Source organism: Bradyrhizobium sp. SMVTL-02 (assembly GCF_051853005.1).
In the GTDB taxonomy this organism is placed as follows: Bacteria; Pseudomonadota; Alphaproteobacteria; order Rhizobiales; family Xanthobacteraceae; genus Bradyrhizobium.
Map to the genome: position 1 here is coordinate 977,805 of NZ_CP182469.1, position 22,548 is coordinate 1,000,352.

Annotated in this window: 28 protein-coding genes and 1 tRNA gene; 6 read left to right on the forward strand and 23 right to left on the reverse strand. The window is 62.7% G+C overall.

All coding sequences use genetic code 11. The annotated features are described in order from the left end of the window. Positions 1 to 454: 454 nt before the first annotated feature. A complete protein-coding gene (locus ACNJYB_RS04685) occupies positions 455 to 1,666 on the forward strand; it encodes a hypothetical protein (RefSeq protein ID WP_439372921.1) in 1,212 nt (403 codons plus the stop codon). Positions 1,667 to 1,819: 153 nt separating this feature from the next. Here ACNJYB_RS04685 and ACNJYB_RS04690 read toward each other — a convergent pair whose 3' ends face one another. Genes ACNJYB_RS04690 through ACNJYB_RS04715 form a run of 6 tightly spaced genes read right to left on the reverse strand, consistent with a single transcriptional unit; the run spans position 1,820 to position 4,520 of the window. After that, the gene (locus tag ACNJYB_RS04690; protein ID WP_439372922.1) at positions 1,820 to 2,116 is read right to left on the reverse strand and encodes a hypothetical protein; all 297 of its coding nucleotides are present in this window, start codon (positions 2,114 to 2,116) and stop codon (positions 1,820 to 1,822) included. Then, on the reverse strand, positions 2,106 to 2,792 hold the full coding sequence (locus ACNJYB_RS04695) for a hypothetical protein (RefSeq protein WP_439372923.1): 687 nt from the start codon (positions 2,790 to 2,792) through the stop codon (positions 2,106 to 2,108). The genes ACNJYB_RS04690 and ACNJYB_RS04695 overlap by 11 nt, the downstream gene beginning before the upstream one ends. After that, positions 2,792 to 3,148: a hypothetical protein gene (locus ACNJYB_RS04700; protein WP_439372924.1), complete on the reverse strand. Its 357-nt coding sequence runs from the start codon at positions 3,146 to 3,148 to the stop codon at positions 2,792 to 2,794. The genes ACNJYB_RS04695 and ACNJYB_RS04700 overlap by 1 nt, the downstream gene beginning before the upstream one ends. Then, positions 3,139 to 3,531, reverse strand: coding sequence for a hypothetical protein (locus ACNJYB_RS04705; protein WP_439372925.1), 393 nt, complete (start codon positions 3,529 to 3,531; stop codon positions 3,139 to 3,141). Before ACNJYB_RS04705 ends, ACNJYB_RS04700 begins: the two co-directional genes overlap by 10 nt. Continuing rightward, positions 3,524 to 4,177: a hypothetical protein gene (locus tag ACNJYB_RS04710; protein WP_439372926.1), complete on the reverse strand. Its 654-nt coding sequence runs from the start codon at positions 4,175 to 4,177 to the stop codon at positions 3,524 to 3,526. The genes ACNJYB_RS04705 and ACNJYB_RS04710 overlap by 8 nt, the downstream gene beginning before the upstream one ends. Then, positions 4,170 to 4,520: a hypothetical protein gene (locus tag ACNJYB_RS04715; RefSeq protein WP_439372927.1), complete on the reverse strand. Its 351-nt coding sequence runs from the start codon at positions 4,518 to 4,520 to the stop codon at positions 4,170 to 4,172. Before ACNJYB_RS04715 ends, ACNJYB_RS04710 begins: the two co-directional genes overlap by 8 nt. A gap of 93 nt (positions 4,521 to 4,613) precedes the next feature. Between ACNJYB_RS04715 and ACNJYB_RS04720 the strand changes: the two genes are divergently transcribed. After that, a complete protein-coding gene (locus ACNJYB_RS04720) occupies positions 4,614 to 5,315 on the forward strand; it encodes a hypothetical protein (protein WP_439372928.1) in 702 nt (233 codons plus the stop codon). A gap of 97 nt (positions 5,316 to 5,412) precedes the next feature. On the opposite strand, the gene ACNJYB_RS04725 is transcribed toward ACNJYB_RS04720, so the two are convergent. The 10 genes from ACNJYB_RS04725 to ACNJYB_RS04770 form a co-directional block, all read right to left on the reverse strand. Next, complete coding sequence (locus tag ACNJYB_RS04725) at positions 5,413 to 6,813, reverse strand: phage portal protein (protein ID WP_439372929.1); 1,401 nt, start codon at positions 6,811 to 6,813, stop codon at positions 5,413 to 5,415. 6 nt (positions 6,814 to 6,819) lie between these two features. Further along, positions 6,820 to 7,116: a hypothetical protein gene (locus tag ACNJYB_RS04730; RefSeq protein ID WP_439372930.1), complete on the reverse strand. Its 297-nt coding sequence runs from the start codon at positions 7,114 to 7,116 to the stop codon at positions 6,820 to 6,822. A 24-nt stretch (positions 7,117 to 7,140) separates the two neighbouring features. Further along, positions 7,141 to 7,218, reverse strand: a tRNA-Met gene (locus ACNJYB_RS04735). Between the two features lie 39 nt (positions 7,219 to 7,257). Further along, the gene (locus ACNJYB_RS04740; RefSeq protein ID WP_439372931.1) at positions 7,258 to 9,372 is read right to left on the reverse strand and encodes a phage major capsid protein; all 2,115 of its coding nucleotides are present in this window, start codon (positions 9,370 to 9,372) and stop codon (positions 7,258 to 7,260) included. A gap of 88 nt (positions 9,373 to 9,460) precedes the next feature. Then, positions 9,461 to 10,468 carry a hypothetical protein gene (locus ACNJYB_RS04745; protein WP_439372932.1) on the reverse strand — a complete coding sequence of 336 codons (1,008 nt, stop codon included), beginning with the start codon at positions 10,466 to 10,468 and terminating at the stop codon, positions 9,461 to 9,463. 144 nt (positions 10,469 to 10,612) lie between these two features. Continuing rightward, positions 10,613 to 11,110, reverse strand: coding sequence for a hypothetical protein (locus ACNJYB_RS04750; RefSeq protein ID WP_439372933.1), 498 nt, complete (start codon positions 11,108 to 11,110; stop codon positions 10,613 to 10,615). Continuing rightward, on the reverse strand, positions 11,055 to 11,369 hold the full coding sequence (locus tag ACNJYB_RS04755) for an HNH endonuclease (RefSeq protein WP_439372934.1): 315 nt from the start codon (positions 11,367 to 11,369) through the stop codon (positions 11,055 to 11,057). The genes ACNJYB_RS04750 and ACNJYB_RS04755 overlap by 56 nt, the downstream gene beginning before the upstream one ends. Then, positions 11,366 to 12,937 (reverse strand): terminase large subunit, encoded by a 1,572-nt coding sequence (locus ACNJYB_RS04760; RefSeq protein ID WP_439372935.1) that lies wholly within the window; start codon positions 12,935 to 12,937, stop codon positions 11,366 to 11,368. Before ACNJYB_RS04760 ends, ACNJYB_RS04755 begins: the two co-directional genes overlap by 4 nt. Continuing rightward, positions 12,927 to 13,415 (reverse strand): phage terminase small subunit P27 family, encoded by a 489-nt coding sequence (locus ACNJYB_RS04765; RefSeq protein WP_439372936.1) that lies wholly within the window; start codon positions 13,413 to 13,415, stop codon positions 12,927 to 12,929. Before ACNJYB_RS04765 ends, ACNJYB_RS04760 begins: the two co-directional genes overlap by 11 nt. Next, positions 13,342 to 14,697, reverse strand: a complete 1,356-nt coding sequence (locus ACNJYB_RS04770) for a site-specific DNA-methyltransferase (RefSeq protein WP_439372937.1) — start codon at positions 14,695 to 14,697, stop codon at positions 13,342 to 13,344. Before ACNJYB_RS04770 ends, ACNJYB_RS04765 begins: the two co-directional genes overlap by 74 nt. A 748-nt stretch (positions 14,698 to 15,445) precedes the next feature. Here ACNJYB_RS04770 and ACNJYB_RS04775 point away from each other — a divergent pair. From ACNJYB_RS04775 to ACNJYB_RS04790, 4 genes are all read left to right on the forward strand, one after another. Next, the gene (locus tag ACNJYB_RS04775; RefSeq protein ID WP_439372938.1) at positions 15,446 to 15,790 is read left to right on the forward strand and encodes a hypothetical protein; all 345 of its coding nucleotides are present in this window, start codon (positions 15,446 to 15,448) and stop codon (positions 15,788 to 15,790) included. A gap of 78 nt (positions 15,791 to 15,868) precedes the next feature. Then, complete coding sequence (locus tag ACNJYB_RS04780) at positions 15,869 to 16,093, forward strand: hypothetical protein (RefSeq protein ID WP_439372939.1); 225 nt, start codon at positions 15,869 to 15,871, stop codon at positions 16,091 to 16,093. A 102-nt stretch (positions 16,094 to 16,195) separates the two neighbouring features. Continuing rightward, entirely contained in the window at positions 16,196 to 16,516 is a 321-nt protein-coding gene (locus ACNJYB_RS04785; protein ID WP_439372940.1) for a DUF3489 domain-containing protein, read from the forward strand. Positions 16,517 to 16,621: 105 nt separating this feature from the next. Beyond that, positions 16,622 to 16,876 (forward strand): hypothetical protein, encoded by a 255-nt coding sequence (locus ACNJYB_RS04790; RefSeq protein ID WP_439372941.1) that lies wholly within the window; start codon positions 16,622 to 16,624, stop codon positions 16,874 to 16,876. Between the two features lie 372 nt (positions 16,877 to 17,248). Here ACNJYB_RS04790 and ACNJYB_RS04795 read toward each other — a convergent pair whose 3' ends face one another. The 7 genes from ACNJYB_RS04795 to ACNJYB_RS04825 form a co-directional block, all read right to left on the reverse strand. Continuing rightward, positions 17,249 to 17,698 carry a hypothetical protein gene (locus ACNJYB_RS04795; protein ID WP_439372942.1) on the reverse strand — a complete coding sequence of 150 codons (450 nt, stop codon included), beginning with the start codon at positions 17,696 to 17,698 and terminating at the stop codon, positions 17,249 to 17,251. A 189-nt stretch (positions 17,699 to 17,887) separates the two neighbouring features. After that, positions 17,888 to 18,520, reverse strand: a complete 633-nt coding sequence (locus ACNJYB_RS04800) for a hypothetical protein (RefSeq protein ID WP_439372943.1) — start codon at positions 18,518 to 18,520, stop codon at positions 17,888 to 17,890. Positions 18,521 to 18,773: 253 nt separating this feature from the next. After that, on the reverse strand, positions 18,774 to 18,947 hold the full coding sequence (locus ACNJYB_RS04805) for a hypothetical protein (RefSeq protein ID WP_439372944.1): 174 nt from the start codon (positions 18,945 to 18,947) through the stop codon (positions 18,774 to 18,776). Between the two features lie 378 nt (positions 18,948 to 19,325). Next, positions 19,326 to 19,934: a hypothetical protein gene (locus tag ACNJYB_RS04810; protein ID WP_439372945.1), complete on the reverse strand. Its 609-nt coding sequence runs from the start codon at positions 19,932 to 19,934 to the stop codon at positions 19,326 to 19,328. Then, positions 19,924 to 20,403, reverse strand: coding sequence for a hypothetical protein (locus ACNJYB_RS04815; RefSeq protein WP_439372946.1), 480 nt, complete (start codon positions 20,401 to 20,403; stop codon positions 19,924 to 19,926). Before ACNJYB_RS04815 ends, ACNJYB_RS04810 begins: the two co-directional genes overlap by 11 nt. Then, on the reverse strand, positions 20,403 to 20,927 hold the full coding sequence (locus tag ACNJYB_RS04820) for a hypothetical protein (protein WP_439372947.1): 525 nt from the start codon (positions 20,925 to 20,927) through the stop codon (positions 20,403 to 20,405). The genes ACNJYB_RS04815 and ACNJYB_RS04820 overlap by 1 nt, the downstream gene beginning before the upstream one ends. After that, positions 20,920 to 22,446 (reverse strand): DnaB-like helicase C-terminal domain-containing protein, encoded by a 1,527-nt coding sequence (locus tag ACNJYB_RS04825; RefSeq protein ID WP_439372948.1) that lies wholly within the window; start codon positions 22,444 to 22,446, stop codon positions 20,920 to 20,922. The genes ACNJYB_RS04820 and ACNJYB_RS04825 overlap by 8 nt, the downstream gene beginning before the upstream one ends. Between the last annotated feature and the right edge of the window lie 102 nt (positions 22,447 to 22,548).

Consider the following 22,548-nt stretch of genomic DNA (forward strand, 5'->3'; position numbering starts at 1 on the left):
CTCTCCTCAAAATGAAAGCGCCGCCTAGGGACGCTCCCAAAAGTAGCGGCCGAGATGGCGCTCTCGGTTCTGGCCTACAATCTGACACGGGTCATGAACATCGTCGGGATCAGGCCGTTGATCGCTGCGATCGCGGCCTGACACAACCCCGCTTTTGGCTCTCAGAGCTGATCGCCTCCAAGACGTTTTTACACGGCCAAGACCCGCAGCGGACATGAGAGGCTGCTGCAGCGTTCTGGTCGCTCCGGACGTGCTATGCTAAAATCTGTTGGCCCGGCTCCTTGGCAAAACGCACGAGGCTGCGGGACCTCGTCGCTTTTGTCGACAGCGGCGTGGCGAATCGTCTCTTACCTGCAGGGGTTCTTCACCCCGGTCTACCGATGATCCGCTCCCCCGCCAAGGTCAGGGTCGATCAATTGAGTTCGCCTTGCAGCCGTACGTTGAGGTGGCCACCATGTCGGAAGTTCGCCCCCAGCTTCTTGTTACGGTCGTTCATGGAACGAAGCTCTTTCCAAGACTTTCCCGGTTCAAACAGTGGATGCGCGGGTTGACGCGGCGCAAACCTCCACTCCCATCGTGGTTTGAGGAAGGTAGTGTGTTCTTGGCTGTCCTCAGCACCGAACTCGGCGACATCCAGCACAAAATCACGCGGCTACGTTGGTCAGGTGCAAACTCGATATCGGTAAGAGACAGCACCGCTCGCAGGCTGGCGGAGCATCTATCGGCCGAACACGCTGCACATGCAGAGGCCACACAACTCGTCATCGCCCATAGTCACGGCGGCAATATTGCGCTCCGTTCTCTTCATCATTTGCAGGATCGTGAGGTTTCGCCGCACGGCGCAGACATTGCGAACCCGCTTGTTGTAACGCTGGCCACTCCGTTTATCGAAATTCATCAGGCCGATTACGGTAATAAGCCCTCGTTGATAAGAGCGGCGGTACTTTGCGCCATCTATGTCCTGTTGGAATTGTTGACGGTGTGGCTTTTTCCGTCTGCGCGTTCCGACCTTCCGAACAGGGCGCCCCTTGACATGGCTCAGTCGGTTAACCTGATTTTTAGATTCGTTGTCGGGTTATCTCTCGTCCTTATCGCGTGGCATTGGATTGAGCGGAGGGCTGTCGCGAGAAACAATAAGCTGCAAGCGCTGAGCAGCGCCACGCGACTAGGTGAGGCAGTGTCACCGCAACGATTGCTCGTCATCAGGGCGATTGACGACGAGGCGTCCTTGGGGATGGCGCTCGGCACGATTGTCAACTACTTGACGACAATATCCATCGTGATGACATACAGGATAATGTTCGCGTTGGGTTTCAGTATGCTTCCGGTTTGGTTGTTTGTAAATTTTTTCATTTACAAGCTGCCTCACTATCCAAGCTGGTATATCGATCTCGCGCAATTGTTTTGCGCTGTTGTCATCGTTGCGCTGTTCGGTCTTGTCGCAGTATCGCGACTGGTGCATGGCAGCGAACTCGCTAAAAGTCCCATGGAGTGTCAAGTCAATACGCAGTCCACGCCCGACGCCACGGGGCTGTCAAAGATAGTCTCGTTAGTCCGACGTACCGATATGAAATCGCTGCGCCACGGGATTTACGACAATGAGGACTGTCCCAAGGTGATTTCCGATTGGGTACACTCGCAGCTTTGCGCCCAGCCAGCGAGGTAGAGAACCGCAGGCGGCTCCCCGGCCAGAGTCAAACGTCACCTTCTGGCCCCATCGCGTCGTTTCGCCGCTTTGCAACAATACGTCGGCTATCGGGGGCACAGCGGACTCTAGCAAGCCGTCCACCCGGCGCGTTTATGCGTTCACGGCCTTAGGTTAGGCGGCGCTGCTGTCTTCGTGCTTCCGATGGGACCGACCCTTGTCCCGATGTCCCTCGTCCTCGCGCGTGATGTCGCCATCCGCGATCCTGCGCTTCGTGAAGCGATCATCCGGCCACTCCGCGCCGCCCTCCTTGGGGAAGCCGCCTGCGTGGGGATGCTTCAGCAGCCGTCGCATCACGTCGTTCGCGGGTGTGACGCGGACGGTTTTCTGCGCCGCCCGGTTGGCTTCCCGCATCTTCTCCATCCGCTGGTTCATGCGCAGCCCGCGCAGCGATGCCTTGCTAACGGCCATTGCCCTTGCTCCTTTGCTTGAAGTCCCGCTTCGTCCGGAAGCTCGACGGGTCGAACTGATAGGTGGCGTGCAGCTGCTGGCGCTGGTCCATCTCGGCCTGCGTGTCGCCAGGTTTGATGCCGGTCTTGAGATCGATGGTCAGCAGATCGTCGGGGATGATCGGCGACCAATAGCTGCGGTGGCGGCAGGTGATGTCGTATTGCACCTCGCCGACCGCCGTTTCGTTGTTGAACGCGGCGTTGCCCCACACATAGCGGCGCACGCCGCGCTCGATGCTCTCAATCCGGGTATTGTCGGGATTGTCCTGCCCGGTATGCGGGTTCATCGTGTCCAGCAGGTTCATGATGTACTCGTCCGGCCACAGCCGGTTCATGATCCGCCAGTAAGCAGCGTCGAGCTGCGCCTCCAGCGCGTCCTGGTCGTTGTTCGCCGCCAAGACGGAGAAGCCGATGCGCAGCGCATGAATGAAGCGCACCTCGCCAGCGTTGCCGTCGCCATCGGGCAACATCGTCTCATCGATGACGTAGACGCCGAGATAAGGCAGGAGATCGCGCTGCGCGGTCAGCATCTTGTTCTTGCGGCAGGTATAGCTCGCGAAGAAGGGATCGGCCGACACAGCATCGAAGAACACGTTCCTGATGACGTGCGAATAGCTCTGCGTGTCGGTAACGCCCATCACATGATCGTTTCGTACTTGCGGATGGTCAACATGGACTGGCCGCCGCCGTCGCTGACAGCATCGACGATCTGGTACTCGCCCTTCGGCACGTTGTTGCAGTCGACCGGGATGATGACGTGGTCGTTCTGCATCGGCAGAACAGTGAACTCGCTCTCGCGAATGTCGAGGATGGTGCGCTGGTCGGAATAGAGCGAGCCGTCGAGCGCGGTCACATCGGTCGAATAGGTGTTGAGGATGCCGCGCCCCGGATAGCTGCCTGCGGATGGCTGCGACTTCAATGGGACGAACGTGCAATCAACCGCCCAGAAATCGAAGATCGGTGACTGCAGCAGCACGTCCAGGTTTATGGCCATTTCATCGCCTCGGCGAGAAGCTTGGTCATCCGGTCGACCAGTTTACTGAAAAGCTCGGTGCGCAGGATCGGTCGGGTCGAGGGCGGCGGGCGGCCCGCGCCCTTGGCGCGATAGCGTTTCGGCGCAGCGAGGCCGGGCCGCTTCGGCCTGGCGAAGCCGCTTCCGGGCTGCTCGTTTCGCGAGCGCGGCCAGATATCGGTCTCGGCCGTCGTCTCGTCCTTGTCGCCGCTGACATCGATGTTGGGGTATTTGCGGCGCATATCGGTGCGCTGCCACTTGACCAGCTCCTCGGGCATCTGCTTGTGCAGATCGTCGAGCTGCTTGCCGAAGGTGTCGAACTTCTTGAGGAGTTCGCTCGCGCCTTCGACCTTGATCTCAAACATAGTAGCGCATGTACGCCGACAGCAGCGGCTCAACCATTCCAGCCACCATGCCGAGCGGCCCAGGGCCGCCCATCTTTGAGAGCGCCTGGTTCACGTCGAAAAACTGCACGCGCGACTCCCGATGCGAGATCGAGCGGACGCCCGCCGTCATCGAGCGCGATTGCCACACCCGCGCGCTCTGAACCAGCAATGCCAGTGCCTGCTTGAGGGCTGGCGGTGCTTCGTCAGGCAGCGCATAGCCGCCCGTGTACGTGATACGGATCGGCTCGCTCCAGGACGTGTTGAAAAACTGCAGCTTGCCGCTGGCGTTTTCCAGCTCGTAAGTGCCGCTAAGGTCCGCGCCATCGGGACCGGTGACGGACTGGATGTCGCCATCAGCGACCGGATAGTGCGTAAGAAAGACCCGCCCATTGTCGGTATCGAACGGCTTGGTGTCGCCGCGCCAGGTTTCGAGGACCGTTTCCTTGGCGAAGACGCGGCGGCAGGTGGTTGCGATGATGTCGGAATAGGTCGTGATCCAGATCTGCAACAGATCGTCTTCGCTGGTGTCGGTCGACGAGATGCCGATCAGTGCCTTGATCTCATCGAGCGACGCCAGATCGTAGCTCTCCGCTGGCTCAAGCACCTTGATGCTGATGTCAGCCATCGCTTTCCTCGTGATACTGCTCGAACAGCGCCCGAACGTTGATCGACGGGGCCTGGCTGCCATCCGACATGATCGGCGTGACGGTGTAGGCGGCCCGATCCACCTCCCAGCGGACGATGGCCGCTGCGTTCGCTCCGGGCAGACCGCGCGGACCTGGCTCGCCGCGCTCGCCTTTCGGCCCCGGCTTGCCTGCGCGCCCCGCAGACGCGATCAGCTGCCAGCCGTCGCCTGGGCATGGGCCCGGATCGTCGCAGCGCGCGACGAACGCGGAGCCGTTGAGCGCCACGATGTTCAGGAAATTGTAGGTTTCGCCTTCGCGATAGGTGCCGCAGACCATCGGCATGCTGGCGTTGCGCCCCGCAGCCGCGATGCAGGCCCAGTCGCTATGCGGCGGCGGGCGCGCCGTGTCGCACCTGGCCTGATAGGTCGAGCCGTGGTGCGTAACGATATCGCCCTCATAGTGAACGGAGCCCTCGGCAAACGGGCTCGCGGCCTTCAGCTGCCCCGGCGCGCCGTCCTTGCCGTTCTGGCCAGGCTCGCCCTTTTCACCGCGCTCGCCTTGCTCGCCGCGCGGACCAGGTTCGCCTTGCGGGCCTTGGTCGCCCGTTTCGCCTTTTTCACCTTTTTCGCCATCTTCTCCTCGTTCGCCTTGTTCGCCCCTCGCACCAGGCTCGCCCTTGTCCCCAGGCTCACCTTTCACTCCAGCATCACCCTTTGGACCAGGTTCGCCGCGCTCGCCTCTCTCGCCTGCGGGGCCCGGTTCACCTGGCTCTCCGGGCGCACCATCCAAGCCGGGATCGCCTTTCTCTCCGCGCTGACCGAGGCCACCCTCAAGTCCGCGCTCGCCTTGCGGCCCCCGCTCACCAGGCTCCCCGCGTTCGCCAGGATCACCTCTCTCACCGGGAGGACCAGGAGGGCCTGGCTCACCGTGCAGTCCGCGTTCGCCCGGATCACCGCGAGCACCGGGCTCGCCTGGATCGCCTTTTTCGCCGGGAGGGCCAAGAGGGCCTGGCTCGCCTGGCGCGCCGTCCGCGCCGTTCTTCAGCTCGGCCAGGCGCGCATTGATCAACTCGGCGAACTCGGAGCGCAGCGTCGCGAGCTGGGCCTTCAGCTCGGTGACGTGGGCCTTCAGATCTGAAATGACCGCTGCGGCCTGGGCCTCGATCAGGGCGCGCTCGCGCTGCCATTGCCGCTGCTGGGTGTCCAGCACCTCGGCCAGGGCCTCGCGCCAAGCGTCAAGGAGCAAGTCGCCGCCGTCCGATGTGCTCGGTGAGCCTAAATAGGTTTCTGACTTCCCGTTGAATGTCATCGCGATTGCCTTTTTCGGGCGGGAGCGGTGCCGGTGGTGCCGAGGGCGGCGCAGGCGATGCCGGGATTTTGCCCGCTGCGCTCAACGGGACGACTTGCTGCTGCACGCGCGGCTCGTCGCCGAATGCGACGGCATCGAGGCCCTCTTGCTGACGAGCCTCGTTGGGCGCGAAGATGCCGCCTTGGACGCCGCGCGCCAGCGCTTCGATGCGGTCCTTCATCGCCGACCGCAGCAATGCTGCCGTATCGAACTCGACATATTCGTCCGGCTGGCCCTTCAGCCCGAACAGCACGCCGAAGGCTTCCTCGATGTGGTTGAGGCAAAAGCCCAGGCCTGAAGCGATCCAGCTTTGCATCAGCAGCTCGGTCGAGCCGTAGGTCGCGCCACCGAGGCCGAGAATTTGCAGCGGAATGCGGAAGGCGAGCGCGATGTGCTCGTTCGACAGCTTCAGCATCTCGGCGGTTGCAGCGTCCCTGCCGCCGACCGCCCACGGCTGTACCTTCAGCCCCGCCGTCAAGATCGGCGTGCCGCCCTGGTGCAAGCCCTTGGCCTGATCATTCCAGCGGTCGCGCAGCGCCTGCACCTGGTCCTTGTCGAGCACCAGGTCGGTAGACAGCACCGCCGAGGGCCGCGCCTCGTTCATGTAGAACGCCGCCTGCTGCCTCGCGATAGCGTTGCCGACGCCGATGTCGCCATAGGCGGCGACGACTGGGCTCTCGCCGATCAGCGGGACCGGGTAGCGCTGCTTCAGCGTGTGCAGCCGGATATGGAGCACGTCGCGCATCGGCACCAGGACGGCGGACTCGCCGAGCCGCGCCGAAATCACGTCATTGCCGTGCAGCTGGTAGAAGATTTCGCCGCCGACGGCGATGCGAGGAAACGACTGCTCCGATTTCATCAGGTGCAGCTCGCTGACCTCGTAGCGGTCGTTCCTCAACGCCAGAGCATAGCAATTACCTTCGAGATACAGCGACCGCGTCGCGTTCAGCAGAAAATCGCTGATCGACTGATAGTCGTTCGGATGACGCAGCAAACGGGCGAGCGCCGAGTTCTTGACCCGGTCACGCCCGCCCTTGCTGTTGAGCCGCCAGTGATCGCCAGGACACATGGCGACGGTTTGCGCATAGGCCGAAACGCAAGCCTCGACCATGGCCGACTGCGCTGACAGCCCGATAGGGTCGTAGCCCTTCTGCCACCAGTTCAGATATTCGCCCACGGCAGCGGGGAGCCAGCCGCCCGTGATCGGCAGATGATACGGACCGGGGCGGTACTCGCCCTCGGCCTTTCCAATCAGCCGATTGGCTACACGCGACAGCCAGTTTCCCACACCGGGTCACTCGCTGCGCGCTTGCCGGGTCTGGTAGGTCTGCGGCTTGTGCTGCGACCTCTCGGCCTCAAGATGCTTGCGATTTTCCGGCAACTGTTCGCGCTCCTGCGGTCCGCTGCCATCGTCCTCGTGTTCAAGGATGTGGCCGCCCTGCGCGACGATGTCGTTCTCGGCCTGCGTCGGCGTGGGCTTGCCCCTCGTGCGATAGGCGTACTCGGCTTGCGCCTTCTCAGTTGCCTTCTTCTCCTCTGCGACCGCCTTCTTGGCAGCCTCGGTCGCCGGATCGTCAGCCAGCTTAGTCATCGGAAATCCTCCTCGTTGCGATGATGGTTGCAGGGATCGGATTTGAACCGACGACCTCGTGGTTATGAGCCACGCGAGCTACCGGACTGCTCTACCGCTGCAATCTGCCGTGCGCGGCCGAAGCGGTGCACGGCGCGCTTGTCACCAGGTGACGTTCTGCGTCCAGGCAACCGTGCCCGCGCGACGCTGGACCCAGTTGAGCGGCATGATCATCCGCAACGCGAGCGAGTCGGTCTGGAACAGCGAGCGCTGCGGCGCAGCCGCTGCTCCCACTCCATCGACCAGCTCCGCAGGAGCAGTGTCCTCCATGTGCAGCGTGGCCTGATCGCTCATCTCCATGCGCGGGGCCTCGCCACCCACCACGACGAAGTCGGCGGCGTCGACCAGGATGAGCGTCCTGGGCGCAACCGTCGCCGAGTCGATGATCGGGATGTTGTTGAGCATCCCGCTCGCGATCTCGGCGCGGAACGGAAAGACCCCGGTGTTTGCGGCCGTCAGCATCGAGGCGCGCAGCATGTCCGTCTGGTTGGCAAACCAGACCAGGTTGCGCGTGTTGCCGAGGGTCTGCACCGAGATGCTGTTGATCAGCGCGGTGATGTCACCGACCAGAGCTGCGATGCCGCCGCCAGCGGTCGCAGCGGTTGCCGCGACGCCATTGAGCAGGCCCGGAGGCCGGATCGTGGTCGCCGGGTTGGCATCGATCAGCACGCTGTCGATGGCCACGGTGGTGTCGTCCTGGATGGCCTGCCGGATCAGCCCCTCAATCGCGGGGACGGAATGGTCGCCCATTTCCCGCGTCCAGGTGCTGATGACCGCCATCTTCTTCGGCGTGAGCGTCTGCGAGGTGAACGCTCCCTGCCGAACCGGGATCGGCATGCCTTCGCCGACGAACGAGCCAGCCAGGCTGGGCGTGCGCGAGCGCGTCGGAATGACGATGCGCCCGGAGGTGCCGAAGCTCAGCGTCAGCCCTTTCGGCGCAAGCCGGGTCAGGATCGCCTTCGGCATGAGGAGCGGCATCAGATCGGCATAGGTCGTCTGCGCCAGCTCCTGCGCCCAGCCAGTGACCGTGGTCATGGCGGGAGCGGACGCTGCGCGCGTGACGATTTCGCAGATCGCCTTGGTGCCGTCGTCTTCGCCGTAAATCCGCTGCCGCGTCTCGTCGACCGACTTGCCGGATGCCCTGGCGATATAGGTCACCGTCGCTGCGCGGACGACGTAGTCCAGCAGATCGAGGTCCTTCTTGCGATTGACGATGATCGCCGGGGCGGCGACGCGCTCGCGGTCCGCGCCCGTGATCACGGTCGTCGAAAGCGACCGGCTGCGGCTTGCGCCATTGCCATCGGTTGAGGACTTCGCCAGCAGCTTCTCGGAGTCGACCAGCGCAGAGCGGGTCTTTTCGAGCTGAGCGATTTCGAAGTTGAACTTGCCGGTCGTTTCCAGATCGGCGTCGCTGACGTTGGTGTCGTCCATCTTGGCGAGATGGGCTTCGAGGAGGTCCCGCTTGGTGACAATCTGCGCCTCCAAGTCGGTAATGCGTTGAGCCAGGCCAGACATGGCACTGCCCTTTCGATTGCGAGATGTGTCGGCTTGCTCGCCGGTGATCCCGCGACGCCTGGTCCTCGCGTCCATGCTGCCGTGCTTGGCGAACAGGAGGTCCATCGTCTGCGGGGAGATGTTCAGCGACTTGGCGACCGCCAAGGCGTTTGGATTGGCTGGCACCGAGACCAGCGAGGTCTCGACCAGCTCGCTGCGAACGAAGGTGCAGCCCCAATCGCTGCCTTCGCGCTGCTTGATTTCGAGTGGTTTGAAGCCGACGCTGACGGCGCGCAGGATGCCTGCGTCGATCAGCTTCCTGATTTCATCGATGCGCTCGGACGTGCCGAACGGGGCCATCTCAAGCTGGCCCCGAAGCTGCTTGTTCTCGACGCGCAGATTGCTCCACTTCCCAATCGGGAAGTCACTCTTGTGATTGAACAGCGCAATCGGGTTGCGCTTGAAGTTCTTCAGGTCCCAGCCATCGCTGAGAATGACATCGTCCATGCGGTCGGGCGTTTCGTCCGAAAGCACGAACTCGAGACCGGTAAGCTGGCCCGCATGCGTCTTGTGCTTGATGCCGGTGGCAGCGCGGTCCTCGCCGTCGTTGTCCCAGATCAGCTGGCAGGCGTCCTCGTCGCCGAGTTCGTCCATGCAGCGGTCCATGAAATCGTCGTAGGACTCGCCGTCGTCAGGCTGAAGGTCACCTTGCTTGACGCGCATAAACATCCCTCCGTCCCATCGCATGCGATGTTCGGTTGACCCTGCGGTTGGTTGTTTTCCGGGAGGCGGTTCGGCTGCCGCGCTCAGCTCACTTCCAAGTCGGCGTCATCCACGCGAAGCCGCGCGGATCGCGCAAAGCCCACGACACCGGCCAGCGCACCTTGATGGCGACGCTGTCGGTCTGGAACAGCCCGCGCTCGGGCCCCATCGACCCCGCCGCGCCAGGCACGGTATCCATCACCAGCGTGGCCGCGTTGACGGTCTCGATCTCGGGTTCTGCACTGATCGCGGCAATGAGCGCGGCTGGCGCAATCGCCAGCAGATCGTTGATCACCGCGCTCGAACCGAAAATGGAGAGCTCCACGTCGCTGCGCTGGACGAAGCGCGCGCCCAGCATCACGGCGCGGCCGGGAGCCGCGACGAGGATGTAAGGACCATTGCCGCCCACCGGAGCCAGCGAGTTGATGAGCGCTGCAACGTCTTCAAAGACGGCTTCGAACCCATCGGCGGCGGCACTCGCGGGAAGCGCGGCGATGTTGTGGCGCAGACCGGCAGGCCGCGCATTGTCGGCCGGGTTGGCGTCAAACAGCACCTCGTCCATCATGCGGCCCGCCGCTTTCACGAGCGCGTCGGAAATGAGGGCTTCCGCGTTCGAGGACTCCATCATCTCGCGGGTGAGCACCGCAATGGCGGCGAGCTTGTCGGGGTTCATCACGGTCGGCGTCGTCGCAAGCTGACGCACCGGGATCGGCTGGCCCTCGGCGACGAAGCCGCCGTTGCCGTACTCAGCGACAAATCCCGGCGCGCTGATGCTGCCGTAGCCGTCGAAGTTGAGCACCAGGCACTTGCGCAGGATTTGCGCCGCAGCAGATGCAGGCCCCAGCGCCTCGACCACATCGGCCATGTAGCGTTGCGCCAATTCGGCGGCCCAGCCCGCGACGCCCGTCATTGCGGGGTTCGACGCGCCTCGCGTCAGCAGCTGCTCCAGGGAGCGGTCGTTCGGCCACAGCTCGGCAGCCACATCGGCAGCCTTGCTGCGCCGGAGGCTCGCAAGCGTCCTCGCTGTGAGTGAGCGCGTAAACAGATTGCCGCCCACGACCGGCTCGCGCGGTTCGCGGCGGAACGCGCTCTGGCTCTCGTGCTTCATCGGGGTTTTCCCTTTTCGGAGAAGAAAGCCCGCGCGGGCGGCGTCCGGCGCGCGGTCGCGCCAGAGCAGTCAATCGCCGCCCATCTCGGGGGTTTATTCCTGTGAGAGCCGCCGCTCGATCTCGGCGAGCCGCTCATCGATTGCGTCAAGGCGACGCGAAACTTCCGCAGCACCGGAGGCGGCGAAGAAGACCTCGCCCCAGTTGCTTCCGCCGTTGCAGCGGTAGATGCCGACCGAAGGCGTCAGCATCACGCGATCCCGCTCGCTCAGCGTTGCGATGCGCTCCGACTGCTTCAGGATGATCCCGGCGTCGAAGAAGATCGTCTTGGTGATGGCGAGGCCCCACTCTCGTCCCTGCGGGTCGATGTCGCCTGGGGGAGCGTTGCCGAAGGACTCAATAGTTCCTTCGCCTTTGATGTAGACCGTGTTGGACCCGACGCTGCCGTCAGCGGGCGAGAGTTCGACGATCCGCGCGCAAGCCAGCGTGACAATTGGAGCCTCACCGTGCTCCGCACGCCATCGCAGAAGCGGCATGTCATTTCCTGTTAGCCGGGTGGTTCGGGTCGGTCGGCCAGCCGTCTTCGTCGACATCGTTGCGATAGCCGCGCAGCTCGACGTACCGCTTCGTCGAGTTGTGGCAGTCGGCGCACAGCGATTGCAGCTCACCGAGAGAAAACTTGTTCCAGTCGCCCTTGTGCGGCTCGACGTGGTCGGCAACGGTCGCGATGGCGACGACGCCGCGATCCAGGCAGAACTTGCACAACGGGTGCGCCTTGAGCTGCAGCTTGCGGCGGCGCTGCCAGAAGCCGGTGTCGTAGAAGTGCTTCCACTCGCTGCTGGGCGTACTCATCCGATCAGCGCCTCGATATCGACCGGCTTGGTCGTGGTGCGGTCGCGCGAGCGGAGCCCGAGCAGCATGGCGAGGGCCACCGCGCCGTCGATGCGAAACCGGGCCTTGTCCTTGTCGAGCTTGCGGTTGCCAGCCGGGTCCATCGTGGCCACGGCGTTCGCCATGTTCCAGTTCAGGATGGGATTGTTCGGGTGCAGCAGCTTGCGCTCGATGATCGCCAGCTCCACCGCGTCGATGGCGGGCCCCATGTCCTTGAAGCCCTGGCCCCAGGGAACGAGCCGCAGGCCGTCGCCCTTGTCGCCATCCTGGTAGGCTTGCAGACCGATGCGGTCGAACTCGCGCAGCAGGTCGTTGATGCGCCAGCGGTCATACGCCAGGCCCTTCACACGATAGCGCTGCGTCAGCTCGGCAACGAACAGCGCAATCGCCTCGGGATCGATGGTCCGGCCTGGGCTGATCAGCAGGTGACCGGCTTCGGCCCATTCCTGGTAACGGCGGCTCGATGCGCCGAAATCGCGGTTGGAATGCTCGTTCAGGTGCTCGCGCGGCTTCCAGAAGTACGGCGCGATGCGGCAGGGATCGCTGACCGATCCGACCAGCAGCGCGGTCAGGTCCACGACGCTGGACAGGTCGAGCGCCAGGTAAACCTCTTCGCCATCGCGCAGGGCGGCATCGCCGTTGCACGCCATCCATTCGGCGCGGCTGATCAGCGAGGCGACCGACGCGACGCGCTGGTTGAGAAACAGGTTGCGGACCTTCGGCTCCTCGGCGGGCATCCGCTGCGCCTTGCGGATCGCGGTCGCCAGGTCCTCGCGGTCGCGGAATTTGCCGAGCGCCGGGTTGGCTTTTTCCCACTGGCTCTCGTCGTCCAGGTCGCAATCCTCGTCCGCTGCGTAGAGATGGCAAACGATGGAGGGATCGACGCCCGACAGCCCGTCATCGATCAGTTTCGACAGGACGTGCTCGGGGTCGTTGCTCTGCGTCGAGATCGTGATGAACAAGGGCTCTTGCCGCGCGCCGAACGAGGTATCCAGCACGTCGTACAGCTCGCGGTTCTTGGCCTGGGCCAGCTCGTCGTAAATGACCAGGCTGGGCAAATAGCCGTGCTTGGTGCCAGCCTCGGCGCTGATCGCGCGATAGACCGAGCCGGTGCGCCTGCCGATCATCGTTTTTGTCGAGGGAATGACCTCGATCTCGGCCGCCAGCTCGGGCTCCAGGTCCACGATCTGCCGCGCGAACTTGAAGACGATGCCCGCCTGGTCACGATCATTCGCGGCCGAATAAATCTCGCCGTGCACGATAGCCTCGGGCCCGACCAGGTGGGCGAGCACGATGGCAGCGATGAGCGCGGTTTTGCCGTTCTTGCGCGCAATCGACAGGATCGCCCGCCGAACGGCGCGGTTGGCACCGATGTGCGGCTCGTAAATGTCGCGGATGAAAAGTTTCTGGAAGGCGTCGAGCTTGAACGGTTTGCCCTGGCCGGTGCCGCTGGGCACCGTCAATCGCTCGATAAAGTCGATAACCGCCTTCGCGCGGGCCTTGCCCTGCGGCGTGCGCTTAACCGGCAAGGAGCCCGGCAAACTTGCTCTGCGACTGTTCGCCCTGGACGCCCGCATTGATGCGGGTGCGCGCAGCAGGGGTTAGGCCGAACTCGGCGGCGTAGCGCACCATATCAGCTGCCGCCTTGCGCACGATGTAGACCAGCGGGTTCTGCGCGGCATCGCCGTACTTGGTCTTGATGATCATGCCGTTCATCAGCGGGTCGTTGTTCTGCATCCGCGCCAGCGCCTCGGCCGCCATCCGCCATTGGCCATAGGCGTGGCAATAGGCGGCAAGCGGCGCGACATCGACGACGGTCAACAGGCCGAGCCGATGCAGCTCCGCGCCGACCGTCCACCATTCGTCGGCTGCATAGCCGGTGATGAAGGGCGGCGGATCAGGCAGGTTCGCAGCCACCTCGGGCTGCGGCTCGTCAGTGCGCAGCGGTCGCTTGCCTGGGTTGCCGCGCAACAGCTTCAGCTGCGTCGGGATCGTTCGCGCAGGCATCGTCGGTAGACTCCTTGAGGTCGTTGAAGCGGCGGCCGTCGCTCTCGCGATGCGCCTGCTCGCCGGTAAATGCCTGCCAGCGCAGCACCGCGACATCGACGTATGCCGGATTGATCTCGATGCCGTGGCAGGCGCGCGCCGACATTTCGGCGGCAATGATCGTGGTGCCCGAGCCGGAAAATGGGTCGTAGACCGCCTGGCCTTCGGAAGAATTGTTTTCGATGGGCCGCTTCATGCACTCGACCGGCTTCTGCGTGGAATGCCCGGTCTCGGATGACTGCTGCTTGGGAATTTCCCAGATGGTCGACTGATCGCGGGCCCCGTTGAAGTGCCCGACCTTGCCCTTGCGCACCGCGTACCAGCACGGCTCGTGCTGCCAATGGTAGTCGCCGCGCCCAATCGCAAAGTTGCTCTTGGCCCAAATGATCTGCGCCCGCATCTGGAAGCCGCTCGCGATCAGGCTCGCTTCGACCACACCGACATGCAGCGCGCCGTGCCAAACGTAGGCAACGTCGCCCGGAAAGAGCTGCCAGGCCTCGGTCCAATCATCGCGGTCGTCGTTGAGCACGAGCCCGCGAGCGCCAGCGCCGACTTTGGTGCCGTCGCTGCGATAGACGCGCTCGCGCCAGTTCGGGTCGTAATTCGCGCCATAGGGCGGATCGGTCACCATCAGATGCGGCGTCACGCCCGCGAGCGCGCGGCCAACATCGTCCCAGTTGGTCGAGTCGCCGCAGACCAGGCGATGACGGCCAAGCCGCCAAACATCGCCGCGCCGCGCCACCGGCTCGGCCGGTAGATCTGGAACGGCGTCGGGATCGGTGAGCCCAGGGTTGGAATTCGTCAGCCGCGCGATCTCGCGGTCGGAAAAGCCGATCAGCGGCAGGTCGAAGCCCATCGCGGTGAGATCGGCCACTTCGATCTTGAGCAGCGCCTCGTCCCAGCCCGCGTTCTCGGCGAGCTTGTTATCGGCGATGACGTAGGCGCGCTTCTGCGCGTCGGTCCAGCCGCGAGCGACGATCACCGGGACCTCTCGTATCCCTAACCGCTCGGCAGCCAACAGCCTCCCGTGCCCAGCGATGATCATCCCGGCTTCATCGACCAGGACCGGGGTGGTCCAACCCCACTCGCGGATCGAGGCCGCAATCTGCTGCAGTTGCGCCTCGGAATGCGTCCTGGCGTTGCGGGCATACGGCACCAGGGATGCCAGGGGCCGCCTTTCCGTGGCCCAGGCAGCCCAATTCGCGCCAAGCGCGCCTGGCGCGGCGGGGTTGTTTTGATCCATCGGAGCCCTTTGGAAGCGCCAGGGCGAGGCCCGGCAAACCATTGATTTCGCGGGGTTTTGACCTCTAGACGAACATTCCCCAGCGCCGGTATTTAGGGCTGCCGGGGGAATGCAATGCCAGTTCTGAAAATGGCAGCAAAATACCGCTGCAAATTCCGACTTAAGGGAACCCACTTAGCCGAAATGGGAACCCGCTAAATGGGTTCCGCGGAATCGCCTATGTGCAGCCATGCCATTGAGCGGTCGAAGATTTTTGGCCAAAGAAAATGATTTTCTTTTCCGAAATTTCGGAAGTGCGGCCGCTAATTTCGAAGCGCCGCCGCGCTCGGAAATGGGTTCCTTTAGGATTTTCGGTACCGCCCCCCGGCCCGGAGAAAGATATTCCCCCGAGACTTCAATGGCTTGGCGCGAGTTTGGGCGCAGCATTGGTACGCCTTTTCGGAAGTGGGGCGTTCGCTTTCCGTGCCTTCAGCTCGATGGCGCTCGTGGCTCGGAACCGCACTGCCCGAATGGGAAATGATCGCCTATCGCGTCGGAACCGATAGTTCCGCGACTCTGCCGAGCCGCACGCTTGGCCACACGCGCGTTTTTCCGCCTTGCCGGGGATTGGGGGCGTCCTATCGCCTCGCGCCACACGGGCCGCCTGTGGGCCAGGGAAAGCCTAACCGGTCGAGCCCGTAGTCCTTGGGACTTCCGGGCCAGGCAGGCATTCCCTTCGGGAATACGGAAAGCGCTGCCAGCACTTCCATTGCTGCTTCTGCAGCACCTTCGCAATGGCATGGCTGCGATTGGACTGGATGCGTGCGCGCACCAGAGCGATGTACGGGGCAACGAAACGGCGCGGCGAACAACGCCAGGCGTGAAACCACGAAAGGAAAACCGAGTGCTCGACTCGCCTTACGGCATGCACCTTCCGATCTTTCCGGCTTGCGATACCGACAAGCCAACCGAAGACCGGCTGGAGCGCATCATCGAACGCCTGATGGATCGCGCCGACAAGGCGCTGCTTTCCGGCAAGGCTACGCAGACCCAATACGACGCCTGGATCAAGGCGCTGAACAATTGGGCCAAGAGCGTGAAGCTCGCGCGATAGCCAACTCCTGCAACCCTAACCGCCCGGCGCTTCGGCTTCCGGGCTTAGGGCAGTACGAAACAACAGCAGGAGCAACGAATGTCACCGACCAAAGCCACCATCGCGGCGCTGATCAAGGCGAGCCATACGGCAGGCGAGACCGAAGTGTGGTCGACCAATTCGCTCGGCGAAGCGGTCATCGTCCAATACATCCACCTGATGGACTCGGTCATCACCGGCCAGCGCGTCACCACCTTCCGAGTCGCGGTGCTCAAGAAGCGCGAAAACGGCGAGTGGCACGTAGCCAATAACATCATCGCCTAACCGCAGCCTCCTGGCTGCCCTCGCCCAGCGCCCGAAAAGGTTTCTGGGCTCGGGGCAGTACAGCGGGACCATTCCGGTCGCCGCGCAAACAGGAGAATTGAAATGGCTACCAAGAAGAAACCCGCCGCGAAGAAGGCTCCCGCGAAGAAGGCCGCTGCTAAGAAGGCCACGGCTGTCGCCAAGAAGAAGGCCAGCGCCAAGAAGGTCGCGGCCAACGGCGACCAGGCGAAGGGCCCGCGCGCTGGATCGAAGACCGCGATGCTGCTCGAACTGCTCGGCGGCAAGGGCTCGACGGTCGAGAAGATGTGCGAAGCCCTGGGCTGGCAGGCGCACACGCTGCGCGCCGCGCTGACCCGGCTGCCGAACGGCGCGAAGGCCGAGCGCACCCGAGAGGACGGCGTCACCTCATACAAGCTGGCCTAACGGCTCGCGCATCCTCCAGCTCTTGCCTGGTGCTTCGGCTTCCGGGCTTGAGCCAGTGAGGGGCGGCACTTCGGCTCGCCCGCGCAACATGGAGCAAATGGGAAAATGATCTTCTTTCTGACCTGGACAGCATTCTCGGTCGCTGTCGGCTTGTTCGCCAGCGTCCGACGCAATCGATCCGGCTTCGGCTGGTTTCTGATCGCCTTCATCGTCTCGCCGGTCATCGCTGGCGTGTTCTGCGCCATCCTTCGCGAGAAAGCGGAGCCGGTGCCGACGCCGACACAGTATCCCGCGCTTGCTGACTTGCCCGCCAGCGAACAGGCGCGCCTCGCGAAGCTTCGGAACGACCTCGCGCAGTAATTGACCGCGCAGCACGCTCATGACCCGGCAGCGAAAGCTTACCGGGCTTGAGCCAATACGGGCGACGATGGTGTTCGCCCAATAAACCTGAAAGGACCACATCGTGAAGAAACTGATGCTTGCATTCGCTGCGCTGTCGATGCTCGCCGGGGCGATCCCGCCAATGCTGGCAGCTGCGTCCCGTACTGTCGGCCGATGCCGAACGGATCGGGCGGCACCGTCGCAGTCTGCACCTGGTGACAACAACCGGGCGGCGGTTCGCTGCTGTCCCACCGATCTCCCACAACGCTTAAGGCGCGCGGATCGAAGCCTTCGCTATCGCGCCGAGTCCCAGCTCAATGGTGCATTAGCCATTTAGCAGGCGGAGTTTAATCACTGCGTTGCATCAGGACCGATTCCGCACAATAAGGTGCCAATAAGTTCTTTATCCAAAAAAATTTGGCCCTTCTCATTGTACCCAAGCTGCGCCCCCCAAACGCTGAGTTCATATTTCGCTGGATCTCCATTCGAATAAGCCACCATTTTTGAATCGCCATCAACATTTTTACCCGAAGCCGTCCACTGGTTGCCTCTACGAAACATCGTAAACCGGCCTCCAGCGGGTATGGTCCCGATGGCGTGTTTTAGATGATCAAATCGAATGGTAAACGGCGGCTGTGAGTCGCCATAGCCGCCCATAAAGTATGTTTTCCAGGAATGTTGTTCTTTTGAAACATTCGGGCAGTTGGCCGAGCCGGGATAAACATAAGATTGCGATATACTTGTCGTGCTGATCAAAAGGGCACAACCGAGCACGAGTGATTTTATGTGTCCCGTAAACATCGTCGCTTCTCCTTATTCGTAATCAAAACCGGATTGCGATGGAACTAGCGAGCCAGAGGGTTCGTGTGGCGGCTCCTGGCACCCTCGCCGCAACTAGGACTGGACCAATCTCCCATTTCTAGTCAGAGCAGTATTCAGCAGCGGATCGTTTGCTATCTTCATCGACTTTTATCGATGGTCCACAATGCGTCAGTCTTTATGCATCCTGCAATCAACCCCCGGTCCGCATCCACCGCCGCCGGTTTGCCCGGGCTCCGAACCTCCTCCGGTATTTCCTGGCGAAGTGTGAGGTGGAGGGCCTCCGCCGCTAGTCCACCGGCTGTTGTCATAGTGTTGAGGGTGAGCTTTTGCATCGCTCTGGTTTTTACGTACACCCGCAAAAAATTCGTTTGGTGATTCGTCAGCTTGAATATGTTCCAAATCACGCTGGGTTAACTCTTTCTGTATACTATCGCGCTCTTTTTGCATGCCGTTGATAATGTTCTGATTGTCAGGAGTTAGTGGCATTTCGGACTGCATCCATTGTTGTGCTTTTTGCAGATCCTTATCGTGTGCTCTTAGGTCAGTCTCATTTATCTTTGCATACTTTGGATTAGTTTGAGTTCTTTGATCAACGGAAGGCGGGGCAAGGTTGGTGTTGGGTGTCAGCACAGCAATGATCCAGCCCGCCTCACTGGTAGGCAGCCCAGTAGCCTTGGAGAGCAGCGCCTTCGCAACTTCTGAACAACCCAATTCTGCTGCCTGCGCTTGCTCAACAAAGAGCGCACTTGAGAACCACATGATTGATGCACTTGTAATGAAAGCGCGCAATATTTTGGTCATGTTCGTTCCCCGGTTTGGAAACTAATGCTCGACCTGTAGGCGCATACTTTATTGGGTTCGCCGGGATGGCAATCCGGTTCAACTGGAAATTGATTTTTTCCCGGCACCTGTTCTGACCTTTTGCAGGCCCGGGATTCAGCAGCGCAAAACTCTAGCCAAACGTTATGCCCGTGGGCTTCGGGCCGAGCCAATACCGGAGCGCGGGCAGGCGATTGTGCCGAATTGTGCTTCCCACCACCTACCAGGGCTTTTTTCAGCGCTTGTCGATGCAGCTTTGCAGCATCGCGTCCTTGCGCGCGATGGCGTTGCCGATCTCGTGCAGCGTGAAGCCGAAGCCCGCCAGGCCGATGATGTTGACCAGGAGCAGCACGAGGGCGAGCGGATGATCGCGCAGGCTATCGATGATGTTGCTGGCGAGCTGCTTCATTCCGCTTGCTCTGGATGCTGCCGGTGCGACCAGCAGGATGGCGGTGGCCCACCTTGAACTTCCCGCCGCTGCTAAGTGTCATCTTCGCCTGGCGGCGCTTCCGACGAGTGTGCAGCTTGCGCATCGGCTTGCCTCGACAAAAAGCAACCGGCGTCCGTTGCCGGAGCCGGTTGGGTCCAAGTCTCTGTGCATGATGAAACCACGGCCTCGACCCGAGAGCGCTGGGCTCTGGCATCGAACTGTGCTGCGATTAAACGCAGGACCGGACTCAACCGTCAACGTAAATCGGTGGGGATGGTTTGGCGCGGCGAAGGACGCAATGAGGGCCGCTTGCGCGCGATGAATGATCCCGATTTTTCCAGCCGTCAACGTAAATTTTCAGCGCGCGTCCTGCAGCGCCGGGAAGATTTCGGCGAGCAGCGTTTCGCTACAATCGAGAACGTCTAACGTAATCAGCCGCTTGGTGACGGCCTTGCGCAGCCGGGCTCGCGCTTCTGCGTAGCTCATCCCGGCTCCGACCTTTTGCGCGTCGAGACGCCAGGCGCGATAGGCGGTATTGAACCAGGCCAGCTCGCCGGTCTTATTCGCCGCATCGATCACCTCCTGGACGTGCCTGACCGCCGATTTGACGCGCGCCATCGCACCATCGTGATTTGTCAGCGGGATATTCCAGTCGCGCGCAATGTGCTCGATCTGCCGCGCCGCAACTTCGGCACGCACCGCGAGCCGACCGTCCTGGTCGTGCGGCAGCACGCCATCGACCTCGGCGGCGATTGCTTCGGCTGTGTCGCGGTCCTTGACCCAGTAAGCGCACGAGATTTCCGACCGCAGCCATTTCCGCTGCATTCCGCGCTGGCTGAGATTGAGATCGCGGCTTGCGCCGACGATGCAAGGCTCGCCGGTCGGGCTCGTGCCGACATAGATCGCGGCCACGCCGAAGATGATCAGATATTCGCGCTCTGCGCCGTGCGGGATTTCAAATTCCATTCACCTGCTCATCGACAGAGGCGATGCCGAGCGTCGAGAACCCGTGCAGCTCCGACGCTGGCACCCACCAGCCGTTCTTGTCCTCGCGCCAGAACTTCTCGACCCGTGCATCCCTGCCGGTGATCCAGCCCATGATCCGATAGAGCGGGGGGCTCGCGACCACGAACACGAAGCGCTCGCTCTCGGAGTCGTTGGGGCGGATGATCAGGTGGCCGTCGCACCAGTTGGTCGACCGGATTTGCAGGTTCAGCAGATCAGGGTTCTTGAAGCTCTGGTTGGTCGCTTCCCAGTACGTGCCGAGCGCCTTGGCGACCGCCATCTCTGCGGCTGCGCCATCGATGTCGGTCTGCCAGTCAGACTTCTCGGCGTGCTTGCTTTTGTTATGCCCGCGCTGGATCGATGTGACGCGCCGCACGACCCCCACCATCGCAGCGGAGATCAACTCCGATGATGAGAGCCGCACTTCCATCAGAACACCGGCACCAGGTCGTTGCGCAGCCCGCGAGCGATGATCTCGCAGCCCTGGTCGTGGCGCTGCCGCCAGGTGTCGGCGTAGCCGCCGCGCTTGGCCGCGACCCATCCGGCGTCGCGATCCAGGGCGTGCGCCAACGCGACGGCATTCACCGCCGCGACGAGATGAGCGAACAGCCCGAGGTAGTGGGCGGGCCAGCAGATCGCCGCCTCCATTCGCGTCACATCGCGATAGGAGGGCAGCAGCCTGGTGCGGTTCTGCAGCTGCTGGGTCCGCTCCAGCTCGCCCTGCTTGTGCTGTTCGACCAGGTCGTCGAACTCGTAGACGTAGGGCGGCCAAGGTCTGCCGTAGCCGTAGACCCCAGGCATCGGCAGCAGGCGCAGGGTCTGCATCGCTTCGGAGAGCCGCTTGCCCACATGCGGGCCGTCCCAGATCGACGGGGCGTCGTCGTCGTCGAGGACCGCGTCCTCCAGCGGGTTGAAGTTCATCGGCTCGCGCCGGATCAGCAGCATGTCACTCATAGGCAAGCTCCCCCTGGTTTTCCTGAAGTTGATGAAACTGCTGCGTGTCCGGGTCGAAGCGCATCCGGATCGCGCCGCGATAGCCAGTCTGCTCAAAGCGGACCTTCGAGATGTGGACGGTGGTCTCGGGCTTCACCGGATCACGCTCGATCACCAGCCCATGGTCCGGCTTGTTGTTCCAGTGCGCCGAACCGTCGATGTCATACAGCGAGGCCGTCCGCATCTTGCCGCGCTCGAAAACGTCCTTCGTCGGATGGGCCAGCACGATCACCGCGACCTCATACCGACGAGCGAACCGCTTCAGCATGCGGATGGCGCGGCCGATGTACTCGTGCGTGGACTCGTCCCGCTTGCGCGCGTGCTCGATCTCGTTCCAAGGATCGATGACCAGCACGCGGATGCCATCGCGCAGGACCGCGTCGCGGGCCTTCTCCACGATCCATTCCAGCGTGATGTCGTCCTCTTCCTCGTCGTTCGGGTCGTTGTCGAGGAACACGAAATTGCGTTCGATGAAGGCGTCGGTCGCCGGATCGCCTGCGTCGCTGCCCGAGATGATCTTGCGAAGCTTGTCGCGCAGGTACGGCACAGTCGGCATTTCGGGCGAGAAGATCGCTGCGCGCCAGCCGTGGAGCCTCGCGAGCTGGTACAGCAGGTTCAAAATCCAGGTCGACTTGCCGTGGCTCGGGATGCCGGTGACGACCATGAACTCGCCAGGGAAAAGCTTCAGCCAGCCGTTGCCAGGCAAGCCGTCGAAGATCGGCCAGCCGCACGAGACCGGCACCAGCGTCGGCAGATTGGGGTACTCGGAGAGCCGGTAGAGCCCGCGCACCGGGTACTGCTTGGCATCGCGCAGCACCGCGCCCACAGCCTCCGGTCCCAACTTGCGCCGCACGTCATTCAGGTCCTTGCATCCAGCCGGATAACTGACGAACTGGCAGCGCCACGCACCGATGCGCCGCACCAGCTCGGCCGCGAGCCGCTGCCCAGGCCCGTCATCGTCGACCGCCAGAATGATCCGCTTCACGCGCGCCAAGCGGTCGCGATTGAGCCAGAGGAATTCGAACTTGCCGTTCGGCTCGGTCTGCGGATCGAGCGGAGGCAGCGGCCTGCCATCCTTCGGCAATGGCGGTGCGCCATCGGGCACCGAAACGGTGAGCGGCCACCCACCCTCGATGGCGACCATGCCGTCCTCGATGCCCTCGGTGATGACCAGCGCCTGCGTGCCAGCCTCAAGCGCGTGATCGTCGAGGGCATCGGCGTTCCAGAACGTCCGCTTGCCGCCCTTGCGATGCCAGAAGACCTTCTCGCCATTGCGCTCGGCGCGGTATTTCTCGTTCACGACGACGCCGCGCTCCAGGAACGGATAGACGATGATGCTGCCGCGCGGGTTCGGGACGACGCGCCGGTCCGGCTTCTCACCGATGAGGGCTCCCGTATAAACTTCGAACCGCGTAGCTGTTTCGGGCGATATCCCCCTTGCTTCGAAGAACGCGGCGGTCGTTGGCGCGAGCGTGTTCATACCGGTAGCTCCCCTTGAAGTCGTCGCAGTGAAAACAGCGGAAGAAGAAACCATCCGGGTCGGACCGGATGGACAGGCAGCGGTAGAACTTCTTGCGGCGCT

Bases quoted from the DNA above. Each gene is read 5' to 3' on its own strand.
- ACNJYB_RS04810 (WP_439372945.1), bottom strand. From the start codon at position 19,934: ATGGAATTTGAAATCCCGCACGGCGCAGAGCGCGAATATCTGATCATC.
- ACNJYB_RS04800 (WP_439372943.1), bottom strand. From the start codon at position 18,520: ATGACCAAAATATTGCGCGCTTTCATTACAAGTGCATCAATCATGTGG.
- ACNJYB_RS04740 (WP_439372931.1), bottom strand. From the start codon at position 9,372: ATGCGCGTCAAGCAAGGTGACCTTCAGCCTGACGACGGCGAGTCCTAC.
- ACNJYB_RS04825 (WP_439372948.1), bottom strand. From the start codon at position 22,446: ATGAACACGCTCGCGCCAACGACCGCCGCGTTCTTCGAAGCAAGGGGG.
- ACNJYB_RS04770 (WP_439372937.1), bottom strand. From the start codon at position 14,697: ATGGATCAAAACAACCCCGCCGCGCCAGGCGCGCTTGGCGCGAATTGG.
- ACNJYB_RS04690 (WP_439372922.1), bottom strand. From the start codon at position 2,116: ATGGCCGTTAGCAAGGCATCGCTGCGCGGGCTGCGCATGAACCAGCGG.
- ACNJYB_RS04710 (WP_439372926.1), bottom strand. From the start codon at position 4,177: ATGGCTGACATCAGCATCAAGGTGCTTGAGCCAGCGGAGAGCTACGAT.
- ACNJYB_RS04695 (WP_439372923.1), bottom strand. From the start codon at position 2,792: ATGGGCGTTACCGACACGCAGAGCTATTCGCACGTCATCAGGAACGTG.
- ACNJYB_RS04730 (WP_439372930.1), bottom strand. From the start codon at position 7,116: ATGACTAAGCTGGCTGACGATCCGGCGACCGAGGCTGCCAAGAAGGCG.
- ACNJYB_RS04715 (WP_439372927.1), bottom strand. From the start codon at position 4,520: ATGCCGATGGTCTGCGGCACCTATCGCGAAGGCGAAACCTACAATTTC.
- ACNJYB_RS04790 (WP_439372941.1), top strand. From the start codon at position 16,622: ATGATCTTCTTTCTGACCTGGACAGCATTCTCGGTCGCTGTCGGCTTG.
- ACNJYB_RS04705 (WP_439372925.1), bottom strand. From the start codon at position 3,531: ATGTTTGAGATCAAGGTCGAAGGCGCGAGCGAACTCCTCAAGAAGTTC.
- ACNJYB_RS04765 (WP_439372936.1), bottom strand. From the start codon at position 13,415: ATGCCTGCGCGAACGATCCCGACGCAGCTGAAGCTGTTGCGCGGCAAC.
- ACNJYB_RS04805 (WP_439372944.1), bottom strand. From the start codon at position 18,947: ATGAAGCAGCTCGCCAGCAACATCATCGATAGCCTGCGCGATCATCCG.
- ACNJYB_RS04755 (WP_439372934.1), bottom strand. From the start codon at position 11,369: ATGAGTACGCCCAGCAGCGAGTGGAAGCACTTCTACGACACCGGCTTC.
- ACNJYB_RS04750 (WP_439372933.1), bottom strand. From the start codon at position 11,110: ATGTCGACGAAGACGGCTGGCCGACCGACCCGAACCACCCGGCTAACA.
- ACNJYB_RS04795 (WP_439372942.1), bottom strand. From the start codon at position 17,698: ATGTTTACGGGACACATAAAATCACTCGTGCTCGGTTGTGCCCTTTTG.
- ACNJYB_RS04685 (WP_439372921.1), top strand. From the start codon at position 455: ATGTCGGAAGTTCGCCCCCAGCTTCTTGTTACGGTCGTTCATGGAACG.
- ACNJYB_RS04820 (WP_439372947.1), bottom strand. From the start codon at position 20,927: ATGAGTGACATGCTGCTGATCCGGCGCGAGCCGATGAACTTCAACCCG.
- ACNJYB_RS04700 (WP_439372924.1), bottom strand. From the start codon at position 3,148: ATGGCCATAAACCTGGACGTGCTGCTGCAGTCACCGATCTTCGATTTC.
- ACNJYB_RS04815 (WP_439372946.1), bottom strand. From the start codon at position 20,403: ATGGAAGTGCGGCTCTCATCATCGGAGTTGATCTCCGCTGCGATGGTG.
- ACNJYB_RS04785 (WP_439372940.1), top strand. From the start codon at position 16,196: ATGGCTACCAAGAAGAAACCCGCCGCGAAGAAGGCTCCCGCGAAGAAG.
- ACNJYB_RS04780 (WP_439372939.1), top strand. From the start codon at position 15,869: ATGTCACCGACCAAAGCCACCATCGCGGCGCTGATCAAGGCGAGCCAT.